Origin of the sequence: Pseudomonas fluvialis, from assembly GCF_002835605.1 — a bacterium.
Lineage (GTDB): Bacteria > Pseudomonadota > Gammaproteobacteria > Pseudomonadales > Pseudomonadaceae > Aquipseudomonas > Aquipseudomonas fluvialis.
The window spans coordinates 44,622-60,177 of sequence record NZ_PIYS01000034.1 but is presented as its reverse complement, the minus strand read 5'-3'; the positions used below and the strand labels follow the sequence as shown (position 1 = coordinate 60,177).

16 protein-coding genes are annotated in these 15,556 nt (G+C 66.3%); 10 read left to right on the top strand and 6 right to left on the bottom strand.

Features of this window, described 5'->3' with window-relative positions:
- Positions 1–6 precede the first annotated feature (6 nt).
- On the top strand, positions 7–1,290 hold the full coding sequence (locus tag CW360_RS16505) for a lytic murein transglycosylase (protein ID WP_101194434.1): 1,284 nt from the start codon (positions 7–9) through the stop codon (positions 1,288–1,290).
- A gap of 42 nt (positions 1,291–1,332) precedes the next feature.
- On the opposite strand, the gene CW360_RS16500 is transcribed toward CW360_RS16505, so the two are convergent.
- Together CW360_RS16500 and CW360_RS16495 are read right to left on the bottom strand one after the other, a co-directional pair.
- Positions 1,333–2,982 carry an acyl-CoA dehydrogenase family protein gene (locus tag CW360_RS16500; protein WP_101194433.1) on the bottom strand — a complete coding sequence of 550 codons (1,650 nt, stop codon included), beginning with the start codon at positions 2,980–2,982 and terminating at the stop codon, positions 1,333–1,335.
- The gene (locus CW360_RS16495; protein WP_093985606.1) at positions 2,979–3,620 is read right to left on the bottom strand and encodes a TetR/AcrR family transcriptional regulator; all 642 of its coding nucleotides are present in this window, start codon (positions 3,618–3,620) and stop codon (positions 2,979–2,981) included. The genes CW360_RS16500 and CW360_RS16495 overlap by 4 nt, the downstream gene beginning before the upstream one ends.
- A gap of 171 nt (positions 3,621–3,791) precedes the next feature.
- On the opposite strand from CW360_RS16495, the gene CW360_RS16490 reads away from it, so the two are divergent.
- The 7 genes from CW360_RS16490 to CW360_RS16460 all read left to right on the top strand — a co-directional run bounded on the left by CW360_RS16490 (position 3,792) and on the right by CW360_RS16460 (position 10,442).
- Positions 3,792–4,589: a hydroxymethylpyrimidine/phosphomethylpyrimidine kinase gene (locus tag CW360_RS16490; RefSeq protein WP_101194432.1), complete on the top strand. Its 798-nt coding sequence runs from the start codon at positions 3,792–3,794 to the stop codon at positions 4,587–4,589.
- Between the two features lie 2 nt (positions 4,590–4,591).
- The gene (gene thiE, locus CW360_RS16485) at positions 4,592–5,221 is read left to right on the top strand and encodes a thiamine phosphate synthase (RefSeq protein ID WP_101194464.1); all 630 of its coding nucleotides are present in this window, start codon (positions 4,592–4,594) and stop codon (positions 5,219–5,221) included.
- Between the two features lie 15 nt (positions 5,222–5,236).
- The gene (gene hemL, locus CW360_RS16480) at positions 5,237–6,517 is read left to right on the top strand and encodes a glutamate-1-semialdehyde 2,1-aminomutase (RefSeq protein WP_101194431.1); all 1,281 of its coding nucleotides are present in this window, start codon (positions 5,237–5,239) and stop codon (positions 6,515–6,517) included.
- Positions 6,514–7,134 carry a hypothetical protein gene (locus CW360_RS16475; protein ID WP_245874740.1) on the top strand — a complete coding sequence of 207 codons (621 nt, stop codon included), beginning with the start codon at positions 6,514–6,516 and terminating at the stop codon, positions 7,132–7,134. The genes hemL and CW360_RS16475 overlap by 4 nt, the downstream gene beginning before the upstream one ends.
- Before the next feature lie 91 nt (positions 7,135–7,225).
- Complete coding sequence (locus CW360_RS16470) at positions 7,226–7,786, top strand: tetratricopeptide repeat protein (RefSeq protein WP_101194430.1); 561 nt, start codon at positions 7,226–7,228, stop codon at positions 7,784–7,786.
- Between the two features lie 84 nt (positions 7,787–7,870).
- Positions 7,871–8,959 carry a tRNA (uridine(54)-C5)-methyltransferase TrmA gene (gene trmA, locus CW360_RS16465; protein WP_101194429.1) on the top strand — a complete coding sequence of 363 codons (1,089 nt, stop codon included), beginning with the start codon at positions 7,871–7,873 and terminating at the stop codon, positions 8,957–8,959.
- Between the two features lie 121 nt (positions 8,960–9,080).
- Positions 9,081–10,442: a diguanylate cyclase gene (locus CW360_RS16460; RefSeq protein ID WP_101194428.1), complete on the top strand. Its 1,362-nt coding sequence runs from the start codon at positions 9,081–9,083 to the stop codon at positions 10,440–10,442.
- On the opposite strand, the gene CW360_RS16455 is transcribed toward CW360_RS16460, so the two are convergent.
- Positions 10,439–10,810: a DUF4345 family protein gene (locus CW360_RS16455; protein ID WP_101194427.1), complete on the bottom strand. Its 372-nt coding sequence runs from the start codon at positions 10,808–10,810 to the stop codon at positions 10,439–10,441. The genes CW360_RS16460 and CW360_RS16455 overlap by 4 nt on opposite strands.
- A 97-nt stretch (positions 10,811–10,907) precedes the next feature.
- Here CW360_RS16455 and CW360_RS16450 point away from each other — a divergent pair, with 97 nt between their 5' ends.
- Complete coding sequence (locus CW360_RS16450) at positions 10,908–11,339, top strand: DUF411 domain-containing protein (RefSeq protein WP_101194426.1); 432 nt, start codon at positions 10,908–10,910, stop codon at positions 11,337–11,339.
- On the opposite strand, the gene CW360_RS16445 is transcribed toward CW360_RS16450, so the two are convergent.
- The 3 genes from CW360_RS16445 to CW360_RS16435 form a co-directional block, all read right to left on the bottom strand.
- Positions 11,317–11,943, bottom strand: a complete 627-nt coding sequence (locus CW360_RS16445; RefSeq protein ID WP_101194462.1) for an HAD family hydrolase — start codon at positions 11,941–11,943, stop codon at positions 11,317–11,319. The genes CW360_RS16450 and CW360_RS16445 overlap by 23 nt on opposite strands.
- Positions 11,944–11,957: 14 nt before the next feature.
- A complete protein-coding gene (gene tesB, locus CW360_RS16440) occupies positions 11,958–12,827 on the bottom strand; it encodes an acyl-CoA thioesterase II (RefSeq protein WP_101194425.1) in 870 nt (289 codons plus the stop codon).
- An 86-nt stretch (positions 12,828–12,913) separates the two neighbouring features.
- Positions 12,914–14,107 (bottom strand): GGDEF domain-containing protein, encoded by a 1,194-nt coding sequence (locus CW360_RS16435; RefSeq protein ID WP_101194424.1) that lies wholly within the window; start codon positions 14,105–14,107, stop codon positions 12,914–12,916.
- Between the two features lie 114 nt (positions 14,108–14,221).
- Between CW360_RS16435 and CW360_RS16430 the strand changes: the two genes are divergently transcribed.
- The gene (locus tag CW360_RS16430; protein WP_101194423.1) at positions 14,222–15,448 is read left to right on the top strand and encodes a TIGR03862 family flavoprotein; all 1,227 of its coding nucleotides are present in this window, start codon (positions 14,222–14,224) and stop codon (positions 15,446–15,448) included.
- Positions 15,449–15,556 lie beyond the last annotated feature (108 nt).

Here is a 15,556-nt window from a genome sequence, read left to right as displayed (position 1 = left end):
GCACCAATGCCCTACCCCGCCGCTCCCGCACGCCTGGCTTGCCTGCTGCTCGGCTCCCTGCTCAGCCTGTGCGCCTGCGCCGAAGCCGGCAAAACCGTCCTGCAGTCCAACGCAGCGGGTACCGCGCTCGTCTCCCCCAGCACCGCCACCCCAGACGATGCCAGCCAGAGCACACTGAGCTTCGCGCAATGGCGCGAAGCCTTCCGTAGTCGCGCCTTGGCCAGCGGCCTGCCGGCCAGTCTGCTGCACAGCGCGCTGGACGATCTGCAACCCGACCCTGCGGTCCTCAAGGCCGACAGCAGCCAGCCGGAATTCAGCCGCCCCGTGTGGGCTTACCTGGACAGCGCGCTGGCCAACAGCCGGGTACGCCAAGGGCAACGCCTGATGGCGCTGCACGTCAATGCCCTGCAGGCCATCGAACAACGTTATGGGGTCGAGCGTCAGATCCTGGTTGCGGTATGGGGCATGGAGAGTGACTTTGCCCGCTTCATGGGTAACCAGTCGGTGATCCGCTCGCTAGCAACCCTCGCCCACCATGGCCGCCGCCCGCAATTCGCCGAGGAACAGCTGCTGGCCGCCCTGCAGATCCTCCACAGCGGCGATATCAGCCTGGCCGAGATGCGCGGCTCGTGGGCCGGTGCCATGGGCCAGACACAGTTCATGCCGACCACCTACCTGAGCCACGCGGTGGATTTCGATGGCGACGGCAAGCGCGACCTGTGGCACTCCAGCAGCGACGCGCTGGCTTCTGCGGCGCACTACCTGCAGGCTTCCGGCTGGCAGCGGGGGCAGCGCTGGGGCTTTGAAGTCAGCCTGCCGAACCACTTCGACTACGCCCTGGCCGACGACAGTCTGCGCTTGAGTCTTGCCGAATGGGCGCAACGTGGCGTGCAGCTGCCGCCCGGTGGCGACCTTCAGCTGCGCGCCAGCCTGATCCTGCCCGCCGGCCATCGCGGCCCAGCCTTCCTGGTGATGGACAACTTCCGCGCCATCCTGCGCTACAACAACTCGACCAGCTACGGCCTGGCCATCGGCCTGCTCAGCGACGCCCTGCTCGGTCGTCCCGGCGTACGCGCCAGCTGGCCACGCAGCGACCAGCCACTCAGCCGCAGCCAGCGCATCGGCCTACAGGAAGCCCTACAGGCGCGCGGCTACAACCCCGGCCCGGCAGACGGCATCATCGGCGCCAATACCCGCCGGGCAATCCGCGCCTATCAACAAAGCCTCGGCTGGCCCGCCGACGGCTACCCCGACCTGCGCCTGCTCGAAGAGCTGCAGAAACAGCCCTGAAGGTATCGCTGCCCCGCAAACAGGGCAGCGTTCAGCGACTGATTACCCCCATTGCGGCGCGCTGCGCGCCAGCAGGGCGGGTACGTCCACGCCGCGCGGCAGGGTGCCGTAGGCATGCCCATGACGCTCCAGGCGGCTGAGGATGAAGGCGTCGCTGACCGTGTTGTTGCCGGCTTCCAGGAGCAGCTTGGCCTGCAGCGCCACGGCGACGTCCTCGGTGATCTGCCGGGCGCGGTACTGGATATCCTCGCGGTCATGGAAGTCGCGCTTGATGCCCTCGATCTGCCGCTTCAGGCGGGCATCGCCATGGCCATCGCCCAGTTCGGCAAACAGCGCATCGAGCACACCCGGCTCCTTGTGCAGCGCGCGCAGCACATCCAGGCACTGCACGTTGCCCGAGCCTTCCCAGATCGAGTTGACAGGCGCTTCGCGGTACAGCCGCGGCAGGATGGTTTCCTCGACATAGCCGGCGCCCCCCAGGCACTCGCTGGCTTCGGCGATCATTTCCGGGGCGCGCTTGCAGATCCAGTACTTGCCGATGGCGGTAACCAGCCGGCTGAAATGTGCCTGCTGCGGGTCCTGCTGGTTATCCAGCGCATGTCCCATACGCAGACTGAGCGCCAGCGCGGCCTCGCTTTCCAGGGCCAGGTCGGCCAGCACGTTCTGCATCAGCGGTTGCTCGGCCAGGCGCTTGCCGCCTACCTGGCGATGCTGGCAATGGTGGATGGCCTGGGTCAGCGCCTGGCGCATCAGGCTGCTTGAGCCGACCATGCAGTCGAAGCGGGTCATCGCCACCATTTCGATAATGGTCGCTACCCCACGGCCTTCCTCGCCGACCATCCAGGCCAGCGCACCGCGATACTCCACTTCGCTGGAGGCATTCGCCCAGTTGCCCAGCTTGTTCTTCAGGCGCTGCACATAGAACTGGTTGCGCGTTCCATCCGGGCGGTGACGCGGCAGCAGGAAGCAGGACAACCCCTGGTCGGTCTGCGCCAGGGTGAGGAAGGCGTCGCACATCGGTGCCGAGCAGAACCACTTGTGGCCGACCAGCTCGTAGGCCTGGCCTGGGCCGGCGGCCCCTACCGGGTAGGCGCGCGTGGTGTTGGCGCGCACATCGGTGCCGCCCTGTTTCTCGGTCATGGCCATACCAATGGTGACCCCGGCTTTCTCGCTGGCCGGTACATTACGCGGGTCGTACTGGGTCGCCAGTACCTTGGGCAGCCAGAATTCGGCCAGCTCGGGCTGCTGGCGGATCACCGGCACGGCAGCGAAGGTCATGGTCAGCGGGCAGCCACTGGCCGCTTCGACCTGGCTGTGCAGGTAGGTCAGGCCGGCCCGCGCGACATGCGCGCCGGGCTGCGGCTGAGTCCACGGCAGCGAGGTCAGGCCATGCTCGATGGCGGTGCGCATCAGCTCGTGGTAGGCCGGATGAAAGTCCACCACGTCGATGCGCCGGCCATAGCGGTCATGGGTACGAAATTGCGGCTTGTGCTCATTGGCCAGGAAGCCGGCCTGTAGTAGCGGACCACCGGCCAGGGCGCCGTAGGCATGCAGGCGGGCCTCAGCCCAGCCAGCCGGGTAACGGCGCAGCCATTCCTGCAAAGGCAGGTCGATGGCATACAGGTTGGCGCCATCCAGCGGCGGCACCTGGTTGAACACCTCGTGGGTCTCGGCATAGGACTGCGGATTCATGATTGGCTCTCCAGGATCGACAGATCGGCGCCCAGGGCGCTTAGACAGAAATGACTGACGCTGTGGCTCAACAGCGCCAGTTGCGCGTCGGCGCGGGGGTGTTCCTGATGCGGCGCCAGCGGCCCGACCAGCGCTTCGGCAATCGCGCCGACCAGGCAGGCAGCGGTGATGCGCAGTGCCGGGTAATGAAACTGGCCGGCGGCACGCCCCTGCTCCAGCAACTGCTCGAACAGCCCGGCATAGGCTTGGCGATAACGCAGGCGCTGGTGATCGACCGCCTCTTCCACCGGCTCGGCAATCAGCGCAAAGGCCAGACGCCGGCTGTGCCAGGCACGCGCGGCGAACAGCCGCAGGCCATCGCGCAGGCGCTCTGCGGGGCTGCCCGGGCCTTGCAATACCGCACCCAGGGCATCGATCTCGCGCTGACTGGCCAAGGCAAACACCTCGGCGGACAACTCGCCCTTGTTGGCGAAATGCCGGTACAGGCTGCCCGTGGCAATCCCCGCATCCTCGGCCAGCGCCTGCATGGTCAGGGCGGCAAAACCGCCCTGCACCACCCGCTGCAGGGCACAGCCGAGGATGTGCTGGCGCAGCTGCTGGTCACGGTCAAGGCGCTGCGGCGTGGTGCGATAAGCCATGATCTGAATCCTGGTTCATTTGATAACCAGTGAATCAGCATTCACTCCTTGGATAAAGCGACGATCCGGTCGGCACATGTGACGCTTTGGCCATTTTCTGCCCAGCCTGCGACAGCGGCGCGCGCCCTGCGCCAAGCCCGCCGGCGCAGATTGGTGGTAAGCTTCGCCGCCATGAACATGCAGCCTTCCCGTCCCGTTGTCCTCTGTCTGTCCGGCCACGATCCCTCCGGGGGCGCAGGCCTGCAGGCGGATATCGAAGCCCTGCTCGCCCAGGGCTGCCATGCCGCGCCGACCGTCACCGCGCTGACCGTGCAGGACACAGTCAACGTCAGCGACTTCCGCGTGCTCGACCGCGACTGGGTACTCGCCCAAGCCCGTGCGGTGATCGCCGACCTGCCGGTCGCCGCGGTCAAGCTGGGCATGCTCGGCTCCGTCGAGATGGTCGATACCGTACTCGAACTGATGCAGGCGCTGCCCGGCGTACCGCTGGTCTGCGACCCGGTGCTACGTGCCGGCGGCGGCGGCGCTCTGGGCAAGGACGACGTCGGCTATGCCATGCGCGAGCGCCTGCTGCCGATCGCCGCCGTCGCCACACCGAACCTGCCCGAGGCGCGCATCCTCGCCGAGCTGCCCGAGGGCAGTGCCGATGAATGCGCCGAGAAACTCCTGCCGTTCTGCCAGAGCCTGCTGATCACCGGCGGGCATGGCGACGAGGAGCAGATCCACAACCGCCTGTACCTGCGCGACGGCAGCCGTCACGAATTCACCTGCATGCGCCTGCCCGGCAGCTACCACGGCTCCGGCTGCACCCTGGCCAGCACCCTGGCCGGGCGCCTGGCCCACGGCGAAGGCCTGGTCAGCGCGGTACGCACGGCGCTCGACTACACCTGGCGTACCCTGCGTGATGCCGAAGCGCCTGGACGCGGCCAGTTCGTACCGCGTCGCCTGCCACTGGACTTCTGTGGATGAACGTGCCGCTGCGCGGCTTGTACGCCATCACCGACAGCCAGTTGCTGGCCGATGGCCGCCTGCTGCCCTATGTCCGGGCGGCGCTGCGTGGCGGTGCACGCCTGCTGCAATACCGTGACAAGTCCGCCGATGCACAACGCCGCCTGGCCGAAGCCACGGCACTGGCCGAACTGTGCGCCGAGTATGGCGCACAGCTGATCATCAACGATGACCTGGAACTGGCCGCACAGCTCGGTGTGGGCCTGCACCTCGGTCAGGGCGATGGCTCGCTGGCCGCCGCGCGCACCCGCCTTGGCCCGCAGGCCCTGCTCGGCGCCACCTGCCATGCCAGCCTGGCGCTGGCCGAGCAGGCCCGCGATGCCGGTGCCAGCTACCTGGCCTTCGGGCGTTTCTTCACCTCGCAGACCAAACCCGGCGCGCCCAGCGCCAGCCTGGCACTGCTGGAGCAGGCGCGCCGCCGCTTCAGCCTGCCGCTCACCGCCATCGGCGGGGTCAGCCTGGACAACGCAGGTAGCCTGCTGGCCAGCGGTGCCGACCTGCTGGCGGTGGTTCACGCACTGTTTGCCGCTCCCGACGTCACAGAAGTCGAGCGCCGCGCGCACGCCTTCACATCCCTGTTTACCTGTTCCTGATCAGAGAGCATGCCCATGTCCCGTTCCGAAAGCCTGTTCGCCAACGCCCAGCAACACATCCCCGGCGGCGTCAATTCGCCGGTGCGCGCCTTCCGTGGCGTGGGCGGCACACCGCTGTTCTTCAAGCATGCCCAGGGCGCTTACGTGATCGACGAAGACGACAAGCGCTACGTCGACTATGTCGGCTCCTGGGGGCCGATGATCCTCGGCCATGCGCATGCCGAGGTGCTCGACGCGGTACGCCGCCAGCTGGAGCACGGTTTGTCCTACGGCGCGCCGACCGCCCTGGAAGTGGAAATGGCCGACCTGGTCTGCGCCATCGTGCCGTCCATGGAGATGGTGCGCATGGTCAGCTCCGGCACCGAAGCCACCATGAGCGCCATCCGCCTGGCGCGCGGCTATACCGGGCGTGACAACATCATCAAGTTCGAAGGCTGCTACCACGGCCACTCCGACAGCCTGCTGGTCAAGGCCGGCTCGGGCCTGCTGACCCAGGGTGTACCGGACTCCGCCGGGGTGCCGGCCGACTTCGCCAAACACACCCTGACCCTGCCCTACAACGACCTGGCCGCCGTCGAGCAGACCCTTGCCGAGGCCGGCGACAGCGTGGCCTGCATCATCGTCGAGCCAGTCGCCGGCAACATGAACTGCGTACCGCCGGCCGCCGGCTTCCTCGAAGGACTCCGCGCGGCCTGCGACAAGCACGGCGTGGTACTGATCTTTGACGAAGTGATGACCGGTTTCCGCGTGGCCCTCGGTGGTGCCCAGGCGCACTACGGCGTCACCCCGGACCTGTCGACCTTCGGCAAGATCATCGGCGGCGGCATGCCGGTTGGCTGCTTTGGCGGCAAGCGCGCGATCATGCAGTGCGTCGCCCCGCTCGGCCCGGTCTACCAGGCCGGCACCCTGTCGGGCAACCCGCTGGCCATGGCCGCCGGCCTGACCACCCTGCGTCTGATCAGCCGCCCCGGTTTCCACGCCGAGCTGAGCGACTACACCCGGCGCATGCTCGCCGGCCTGCAGGAGCGCGCCAACGCGGCGGGCATCCCTTTCACCACCACCCAGGCGGGCGGCATGTTCGGCCTGTACTTCAATGAGCGGCCGAGTATCAGCAGCTTTGCCGACGTCATGGCCAGCGACGTGGAACGCTTCCGGCGCTTCTTCCACCTCATGCTGGACGGCGGCGTGTACCTGGCACCCAGCGCCTTCGAGGCCGGCTTCACCTCCATTGCCCACGGCGACCACGAGCTGCAGCTGACTCTGGATGCTGCCGAGCGCGCCTTCGCCCAGCTATGAGCCTGCTGTTGCTGCTCAGCCTGCTGATGCAGGCACTGGTCGGTCTGGGCGCCCTGCTTCTGCTCGGCCAGGCACGCCGCCAGCAACCGGAAAGCTGGCAGGGCGTGCTGTTTGCCAGCCAACTTGGCTTTGCCCTGGCCGCTGCCAGCGCGGCCAGCAGCCTGCCGGCACACTGGCTGGCCGGCGGTGCCTGGCAGGAAGCCAGCGCCTGGCTGGAGCAGGCCCATCGCCTGCTCGGCCAGCCGCTACTGGCCCTCGCCGTGCTGACCCTGGCACGCCATTGGCACTGGAGTCGTCCGGCCTGGGGACGGGCGATTCTCGGCCTGTGTGCGTTCTTCGAGTTGTTCCGGCAAATGGGACACCTGGCTGACTACCGCCTGTTGCTGGAGTTGGGCAGCCTGGCCCTGCTGCTGTACGGCGGCCTGCTCCACGGCCCCAGCAGTCGCCCGCTGCGCCTGGCCCTGGCTGCGCTGCCGGCCTTTGTCGGCGCCGGTCTGGTGATGCATGGCCTGTGGGCGCTGCCGGCCTTTGTCGTACCGCTGCTGCTGTCGCTGGCCTACGGCCTGCTGCTCTGGCTGCTGCTGAGCCTGCTGGCCTTGCAAAAGCCACAGGAATAGCCAGCTGGGCCTTTATCCCGGCCCCACCCCTGGCCCATAATGCACGGGCGGCGGTATCCGCCCCCGCGCATCCTGAGGCGCCACAGTCACCATGAAACACCTTGGCCGCAGCCTGCTCATCGGCTGCCTGCTGCTTGGAAGCACACCCCTTGTCCTGGCCAGCAACAGCTTGCTGATCCCCGCCAGCAGCCGCTGTAACCTCGAAGACCTGGCCGCCGAGGCCCTGCCACAGGCGCTGGCCGACTGTCAGGCGCTGGCCGAACAGGGCGACAGCCAGGCGCAATTCGAACTGGCCGATCTGCTCCAGGAGCAGGCTCGCGCCGAGCAGGATCCCGAACGCCTGCAACAGGCCCTGCACTGGTTCGAGCAGGCCTCGCTGCAGGGGCACGCCGAAGCACAGTTGCGCCTGGGCAGCATGTTCTATCGCGGCGAAGGCGTACCGGCCAATCGCGTGCAGGCCTACATCGTGCTGAAGATGGCCTCGATCAATGGCTCCGATGCCGCCATGGATGCCGCTGATCTGGTCGCCTCGCAGATGACCCGCAGCGAGCATTCCACGGCCACGCAGATCCTCGGGCAGATCTTCCGCAACTACCTGCTGGAACTGCGGGCCAGCGAGTTTGCCGCGCCTGCCGAACCCACCCAGCCCTGAACCTGGCGCGCCCGGCGGCGCTTGCCCGGCGCTCGCCTCACCTTTACCCTACGCGGCCCTTGCCTATCGTCACGCGAGCCGCGCATGTCCCAGCCAGCCTTTACTCCCGACGCCTATGCGGCCCAGCTCGCGGCCAAACAGCAGCGCCTTCACGAGCTGCTGGCTCCCTTTGCCGCACCGCCCGCACAGGTGTTTGCCTCGCCGCTGTCGCACTATCGCCTGCGCGCGGAGTTCCGCCTGTGGCGCGAGCAGGAAGAGCGTCACTATGCGATGTTCGAGGCCGGCGACAAGCACACGCCGATTCTCATCAATGACTTCCCTATCGCCAGCCAGCGCATCAACACGCTGATGCCGCCGCTCAAGGCGGCCTGGCAGGCCAGCCGGGTGCTGTCGTTCAAGCTGTTTCAGGTCGAATTCCTCACCACGCTGGCCGGCGATGCACTGATCACCCTGTGCTACCACCGCCCGCTGGATGCCGCGTGGCAGGCCGAGGCCGAGCAGCTTGCCGCCAGGCTGGGTGTCAGCCTGGTCGGCCGTTCGCGCGGCCAGCGCCTGGTGATTGGCCGCGATTACGTCGAAGAAGAAATGACCGTGGCCGGACGCACGTTCCGCTACCGCCAGCCGGAAGGCGCGTTCACCCAGCCCAACGGCACGGTCTGCCAGCACATGCTGCAATGGGCCTATGACACCCTCGGCCCGCGCGACGACGATCTGCTCGAACTGTACTGCGGCAACGGCAACTTCACCCTGCCGCTGTCCACCCGGGTCAGGAAGGTTCTGGCCACCGAGATCAGCAAGACGTCGGTCAACGCCGCGCTGGCCAACCTGGCTGACAACGCCATCGACAACATCGAACTGGTGCGCCTGAGCGCCGAAGAACTGACCCAGGCGCTCAACGAAGTGCGCCCGTTCCGTCGCCTGGCCGGCATCGACCTGAAGTCCTACGACTTCGGCGCAGTGTTCGTTGACCCGCCACGCGCCGGCATGGACCCGGACACCTGCGAGCTGACCCGGCGCTTCGACAACATTCTGTACATTTCCTGCAACCCGGAGACCCTGGCCCGCGACATCGCACGCCTCAACGACACCCACCAGGTGACACAGTGCGCGCTGTTCGACCAATTCCCCTGGACGCATCACATGGAAAGCGGCGTCCTCCTGCAACGCCGCTAACGTGCACTGCCGGCTAGTTGCCAGCAGGCAATCGCCTTACACTGCCGGGCCTAGCAAAGCTGACAGGCAAGTCAGCCCCCCGTCAGGCAGGAGGCCAAGGCACCAGCACCCCGAAACGGCCATGCCCAACACCCAGCAACGCCTCAGCCAAGACTGGCAACTGCTTCTGCAACGTCATCCTGCCGGACTCCGCCAGCGTGTTGCCGAGCTGGCTAGCCAGCACCGCGCCGACCTCGCAGAACACTTCTACGCACAAATGGGCAGTGATGCCCACGCAGGGCAATTCCTTGCCCACCACAAGGTCAAGGAGCGCCTGGAGCCTTCCATGCAGCGCTGGATCAGCAGTCTGCTGGCCCTGCAGGATGATGCCGAACTCCCCGCGCAGGTCGCCCTGCAGAAGCAGATCGGCGAAATCCATGCCCGTGTCGACATCCCCATCAGTCTGGTGTTGCGCGGTGCGCGCTGCCTGAAGGAACGCCTGTTCAGCCACTTCAGCCAGGCCTTCAGTGATGGAGAACTGGCTGCGGCCATTGGCTTTGCCTCTGACAGCATAGATATCGCCATGGAGCTGATGAGCCACGCCTACACCCTGGCGCACGACCGCAACTCCCGCGCCGAAGAAGCCTATCGGTTATTTTCCGTGTCACAGAACATCGGCACCGAGCGCGAGCGCCAGCGTGCCGCACTGCTCGACTGGGAAAACCAGCTGATGTTCGAAATCGCCGCCGGCAGCCCGGCCCATCAGCTACCACGTGCGCAAAAGTCCGAATTCGGCCTGTGGTTCCGCCATAAGGCCCAGGACAGCTTCCAGGGCGCGCCGGAGATGCAGCAGATCGACCAGCACCTGGCACAAATTGATGAGTTGTACCTGCCCGCCTTCACCCAGGGCAGCCCTCGCGCCCTGGAGCAATTACGGGAAATCCGCGAAGCAGCCAAGGCCGTGCACTACCTGCTGGAACATCTTTTCGAGCGTGCCAGCGATATCGAAAACGGCCGCGACACCCTGACCCAGATGCTCAACCGCAAGTTCCTGCCCGTGGTCCTGGGCAAACAGGTCGCCAATGCACGCAAGAGCGCCAGCAGCTTCGCCTTGCTGATGATTGATGTCGATCATTTCAAGCAGGTCAACGACCAGTACGGTCACGAGGCAGGCGACCTGGTACTCCAGCAGGTCGCCAGTATCCTCGGCAACAGCACGCGGGGTGGCGACTACGCCTTCCGTTACGGCGGCGAGGAGTTCCTTCTGCTGCTGGTGGACACCAACGCGGCCAACGCGCAGATGCTCGCCGAACGCATCCGCCAGCGGGTCGCCGATGAGCGACTGCTGCTCCCCGCGGGGGTCACCCTACAGGTCAGTGTCAGCATCGGCGTGACCCTGCATGACGGCCACCCGGACTATCAGCGCAGCCTGCGCGCTGCCGACAGCGCGCTGTACCAGGCCAAGCACGGCGGACGTAACCGCTGCGTGTTCGTCGCCAGCTAAGCGCCGCGACGCAACAGGTAGCCGGCCAACCCCGCGGAGACCAGCTCGAACAGCAGCGCGTAGAGATTGAAGGTCTGCTGCAGGCCGCCATCCAGCCACAGCCCGGCCAGTCGGCCCAGCACCAGCGCGCTGTACAGCACCAGCAGCAGCAACAAGGCCGCACGCGCCAGGTGCTGCGTCAGCGCCAGCACCAGGTAAGCGGCCAGGCCCATCTGCAGCGCGCCGTAGTAGGCACGTACGTCGCTGATCGCCGCCGCCTGCATGAGCAGCATGCCGCTCAGATTGGCCATTTCATGCGGCCGCAGCAGGTAGGCCAGGCCAAAGGCCAGCAGAATCATGGCCTGCAGCAGCAGAAAGACTCGTTGCATCACCCTGTTGCACTCCTCGCCGCCATGCGGCTGTTCATCACTTGGGAAGTTGTCCGCCGCAGCATAAACTGACCAGGTCATTATCGGGAGAACCCCCATGCGCGCATTGCTCTTCACCGGTCTACTGCTGGCCGGTTCGCTGCAGGCTGCCGAGCCTGTGCATATCGACGTCTATCGCGACCCCAACTGCGGCTGCTGCAGCGACTGGATCGATCATCTGCAGGCCAATGGCCTGAGTGTGACCGACCATGTGGTCGACAACATGAGTGAGATCAAGCAGCAGCTCGGCGTACCGCCACGCCTGGCCTCCTGCCATACCGGGGTGATCAACGGGCAGTTCGTCGAAGGCCACGTACCGGCGGCCGACGTGCTCAAGCTTGGCCAGCGTCCCGCGCTGCGCGGGCTGGCCGTACCCGGCATGCCGCACGGCTCGCCCGGCATGGAAACCGGCCGGGTCGACGCCTACCAGGTCATCGGCCTGGACAAGCAGGGCCGCGAGGAAGTGATCAGCGCCTATCCGGCGCAGTGACATCCTCGCCCGACAAGCCCAGGCAAGCCAGGAGCTGGCGGCAATCCTGCACATGCAGGTCGGTCAGCTCGGGCCAAGGGTTATCGGGCAGGTTGACCAGCACACTGCAGGCGCCCGCGGCGCGCGCGCAGTCAAGGTCATAGCGGTAGTCACCAACCATGACCATGTGCTGCGGAGCCACCTGCCACGCCGCGGCCAGCTGCAACAATCCACCAGGATGCGGCTTGGGCGGCGCCTCGTCGCGGCCAATGATCTGGGCAGGCGCAAAGCAGTCAGCCAGGCCGATAACCTGCAGGGTCAGCAGGGCCAGTGGCTGGGCGTTGCGGGTCAGTATGCCAAGCCGGCAGCCGCGCGCGCGCAGCGTACGAACCAGCTCGACAGCCCCAGGCGCGGGCTGCGCCGCCCGTGCCAGCAGCTGTTCGTGGTCATGCAACCAGGCATGCTTGACTGCCGCCTCGGCCGCCGGCAGAGCGGCCAGGTGCTGCAGAATATCCTCCTGCTCGGCGATCCCCAGCGCTCGCTTGATCGCCGGAAAATCATGCACCGCCTGGGTCAGGGTACCGTCCATGTCGAACACCCAGTGCCGCCGCTCGGCCAGACGCAGCGCCGGACGAATCGTCACTTCCAGTCCTCACGCACCCGGGTGAGGCCTTCCTGGGCCACCGAAGCCACCAGCTGGCCAGCGCGGTTGTAGATGCTGCCGCGGGCAAAGCCACGGGCATTGCCCGCCCAGGGACTGTCCATGGCATACAGCAGCCAGTCGTCCATGCGCAGGTCGGCATGGAACCACAGGGCATGGTCGAGACTGGCTACCTGCATGAACTTCTGGAACACCGACACGCCATGAGGCTGCAGCGAGGTAGTCAACAGGTTGAAGTCACTGGCATAGGCCAGTAGCAGTTTGTGCAGCTGCGGTTCGTCGGGCAGATTGCCGGCTGCGCGAAACCACACATACTTCACCGGCTCGCACGCCTGCGGAGCAAACGGATTGATCTGCGTAACCGGACGAATCTCGATCGGCTTGTCGCTCAGTGCCCGCTCACGCAAGCGCTCTGGAATCAACGCTTCGACCCGCCTGGCCAACTCGGTTTCGCAGAGAAACTGCTCGGGACCGGGCACTTCCGGCATGCTTGGCTGATGGCCAAAGCCCGGCTCGTCATACTGAAAGGAGGCGCTGCAGGCGAAGATCGGCCGACCATGCTGGATGGCCACGACCCGGCGGGTACTGAAGCTGCTGCCATCACGGATACGCTCGACCTGGTAGACCACCGGCGCACGGGCATCACCGGGGCGCAGGAAATAGCCATGCAGCGAATGCACATGACGGGCCTCCTCGACCGTACGACTGGCCGCCGCCACGCACTGGCCGAGCACCTGGCCACCGAACAGCTGGCGAAAGCCAAGGTCCTGGCTACCGCCCCGAAACAGGTTTTCCTCGATCTTTTCCAGGCTCAGCAAAGCCACCAGGTCGTCGAGCACTTGGGTCATCACGCATCTCCAGGCAAACAGGCGCGACCGCAGGTCGCAGGCAGTGGCCAAGGATAATGATTTTTCCCCGCGCCGGCTGCCGGACTTCAGCCGTGTTCGACGCGATTTCGGCCAGCATGCTTGGCCCGGTACAACGCCTGATCAGCCTGATGGTAGAGATGATCAAGGCTTTCCGCCGACCCGCTCAGCGCCAGACCGAGGCTGGCAGTCAGTACGCAGCCGGAAGGTGAGGCGGCATGCGCAATAGCCAATTGCTCGATGGCCTGGCGCACTTGTTCGGCTACCTGCTGCGGCCCCTCGGCACTTTCGCCATACAGCACCAGGGCAAACTCCTCACCGCCCAAGCGTACCGCCATATCCAGCGGACGCCGGGCAAACCCCTGCAGCAGACGCGCCACCTGCTGCAAGGCCTGATCCCCGGCCTGATGCCCATAATGGTCGTTGAACGGCTTGAAATGATCGATATCCACCAGCACCAGCGCCACAGCCGCCCTGGCACGCCGCGCCTGGGAAAGCAGCAGCGGCAGGCGCTGGTCGAAGCTGCGCCGGTTGTACAGGCCGGTGAGCCCATCGCGCTCGGCCATCCAGTGCAGCAAGTGGCGGGACAGGAACTGCTCGCGCTGGCTGTACTCGCGCAGGTAAGCGCCGCTGGCGCTGACGATCACCGCCAGGAAGCAGTAGAACATGCTCAGGTTGAACTGCCCCAGCGCCTCGCCGTGCAGCAGCCAGTTGCCGATCAGCAGGCTGCCGAAAACGATGCCCAGACCGGCCCACAGGCTGCTGTAGAGCGTCATGCCCAGCGGGAAGAACACGGCGATGGTGAGCAGGATGACCCCATCGTAGGAGGCGGAAAAACCCGCGCGGGTATACAGCATATTGATGACCCCGGTAGCCACCCCACAGAGCAGGATCAACCAGGGCGTTACCGGCAGAATGAATTTCTGCATGCGTCTAAACAGCACCAGCAGGCCACCCAGGTAGAGCACACCGGCCACCCCCCAGCGCAAGCCAAGCAGGCACTGCAGATCCTGCGGATATTGCTGGAAGTTCTCCAGCGCGCCAATGCGTTGAGCGTCCAGGGCCACGAACAAGTGCCAAACCAGTAACGCCAGGACAATCGCGATGCGCCGCTGACGTACCGCCGCCAGGCCGATGAAATCCAGATACTGGCGTTCCAGCTCGGGCATGAATTGCAGACGGCCAAAGCCTCGCGCCAGTTGCTGCACATAAGGGTTGTCCGGCACACCGGGGAACAACTTTTCAATCCGCGAGACAGCCATGAGCAGCGGGCAACCTGAAATCCTGACTTTTTTACCTTAGTGGCACAGCGCCACGAACACCAGCCGAATATCACTGCGCTACAATCGCCTTTCTCATTCTGCGACCCCTGCCCCATGTCTGCCTGCACGTCATCCTCTACTCGCGTGGCCATCATCGGCGGTGGCCCGGCCGGCCTGATGGCCGCCGAAGTACTCGCCAGCCACGGTGTGCCAGTCGACCTGTTCGACGCCATGCCTTCGCTGGGACGCAAGTTCCTGCTCGCCGGGGTCGGAGGCCTGAACATCACCCATGCCGAGGACAAGGCGCAGTTCATCCAGCGCTACAGCAGCGGCCAGCCACGGGTCGCCGACTGGCTGGAGCACTTCGATGCCGAGGCGCTGCGCACCTGGGTGCATGGCCTGGGTATCGAAACCTTCGTCGGCAGCAGTGGCCGGGTGTTTCCCCGCGAAATGAAAGCCGCACCGCTGCTGCGTGCCTGGCTGCGCCGCCTGCGTCAGCAGGGGGTGCGCCTGCACACGCGCAGCCGCTGGCTGGGCTGGAGCGCGGAGGGTGCCTTGCGCATCGCCAGCCCGGACGGCGAGCGCCTGATCACCGCGCAGGCCTGTCTGCTGGCGCTAGGCGGCGCCAGCTGGCCCAAGCTGGGCTCGGATGGCAGCTGGGTGGCGCCACTGCAGGCCCGCGGCATCCGGGTCAATGCCCTGCAACCGAGCAACTGCGGCTTCGACGGCCCCGGCTGGAGCGAGCACCTGACCCGTCAGGCGGGCGCCGCCGTGAAAAATGTCAGCCTGGCCCTACCTGGCCAGCCGCCGCGACTGGGCGAATTCATCCTCACCGCCCACGGCGTGGAAGGCAGCCTGGTGTATGCCCTGTCCAGCACCATCCGCACGCAGATCAATCAGCACGGCCAAGCCTTGCTGCACCTCGACCTGCTGCCGGCACTCAGCCCGACGCACGTCCTGCAGCGCCTGAGCAAACCCCGCGGCAAAGCCTCGCTGGCTCGCCACCTGCAGCGCCAACTGGGCCTCGACGGTGCCAAGGCGGCGCTGCTGCGCGAGCTGGCACCGGCCAGTGCGCTGGCCGAACCGGCCCAGCTTGCCGCCCAGATCAAACAGCTGACCCTGCCGCTGTGCCGACCGCGTCCGCTGACCGAAGCGATCAGCACGGCCGGCGGTATCGCCCTCGACGAACTGGACGATGGACTGATGCTCAAGCGTTCGCCCGGCCTGTTCTGTGCCGGGGAGATGCTCGACTGGGATGCGCCTACCGGCGGCTACCTGCTTACCGCCTGCCTGGCCAGCGGTCGCCAGGCCGCCCACGGGGTACTCACCTGGCTGGCATAACAACCACGCGGAAAAGCTGGGCGAAGCGCCGACGAGACGACTATGCTTGAGCCAAGCCGGCCTGCGAACCGGCAGGCACAACAACAGGTGGTAACGATACGGTGATTC

What these genes read in the sequence shown, in the direction of transcription:
- tesB (WP_101194425.1), bottom strand. Translation starts at nt 12,827, where the DNA reads ATGACCCAAGTGCTCGACGACCTGGTGGCTTTGCTGAGCCTGGAAAAG.
- CW360_RS16455 (WP_101194427.1), bottom strand. Translation starts at nt 10,810, where the DNA reads ATGCAACGAGTCTTTCTGCTGCTGCAGGCCATGATTCTGCTGGCCTTT.
- CW360_RS16495 (WP_093985606.1), bottom strand. Translation starts at nt 3,620, where the DNA reads ATGGCTTATCGCACCACGCCGCAGCGCCTTGACCGTGACCAGCAGCTG.
- CW360_RS16500 (WP_101194433.1), bottom strand. Translation starts at nt 2,982, where the DNA reads ATGAATCCGCAGTCCTATGCCGAGACCCACGAGGTGTTCAACCAGGTG.
- trmA (WP_101194429.1), top strand. Translation starts at nt 7,871, where the DNA reads ATGTCCCAGCCAGCCTTTACTCCCGACGCCTATGCGGCCCAGCTCGCG.
- hemL (WP_101194431.1), top strand. Translation starts at nt 5,237, where the DNA reads ATGTCCCGTTCCGAAAGCCTGTTCGCCAACGCCCAGCAACACATCCCC.
- CW360_RS16430 (WP_101194423.1), top strand. Translation starts at nt 14,222, where the DNA reads ATGTCTGCCTGCACGTCATCCTCTACTCGCGTGGCCATCATCGGCGGT.
- CW360_RS16490 (WP_101194432.1), top strand. Translation starts at nt 3,792, where the DNA reads ATGAACATGCAGCCTTCCCGTCCCGTTGTCCTCTGTCTGTCCGGCCAC.
- CW360_RS16505 (WP_101194434.1), top strand. Translation starts at nt 7, where the DNA reads ATGCCCTACCCCGCCGCTCCCGCACGCCTGGCTTGCCTGCTGCTCGGC.
- CW360_RS16450 (WP_101194426.1), top strand. Translation starts at nt 10,908, where the DNA reads ATGCGCGCATTGCTCTTCACCGGTCTACTGCTGGCCGGTTCGCTGCAG.
- CW360_RS16460 (WP_101194428.1), top strand. Translation starts at nt 9,081, where the DNA reads ATGCCCAACACCCAGCAACGCCTCAGCCAAGACTGGCAACTGCTTCTG.
- CW360_RS16470 (WP_101194430.1), top strand. Translation starts at nt 7,226, where the DNA reads ATGAAACACCTTGGCCGCAGCCTGCTCATCGGCTGCCTGCTGCTTGGA.
- CW360_RS16435 (WP_101194424.1), bottom strand. Translation starts at nt 14,107, where the DNA reads ATGGCTGTCTCGCGGATTGAAAAGTTGTTCCCCGGTGTGCCGGACAAC.
- CW360_RS16475 (WP_245874740.1), top strand. Translation starts at nt 6,514, where the DNA reads ATGAGCCTGCTGTTGCTGCTCAGCCTGCTGATGCAGGCACTGGTCGGT.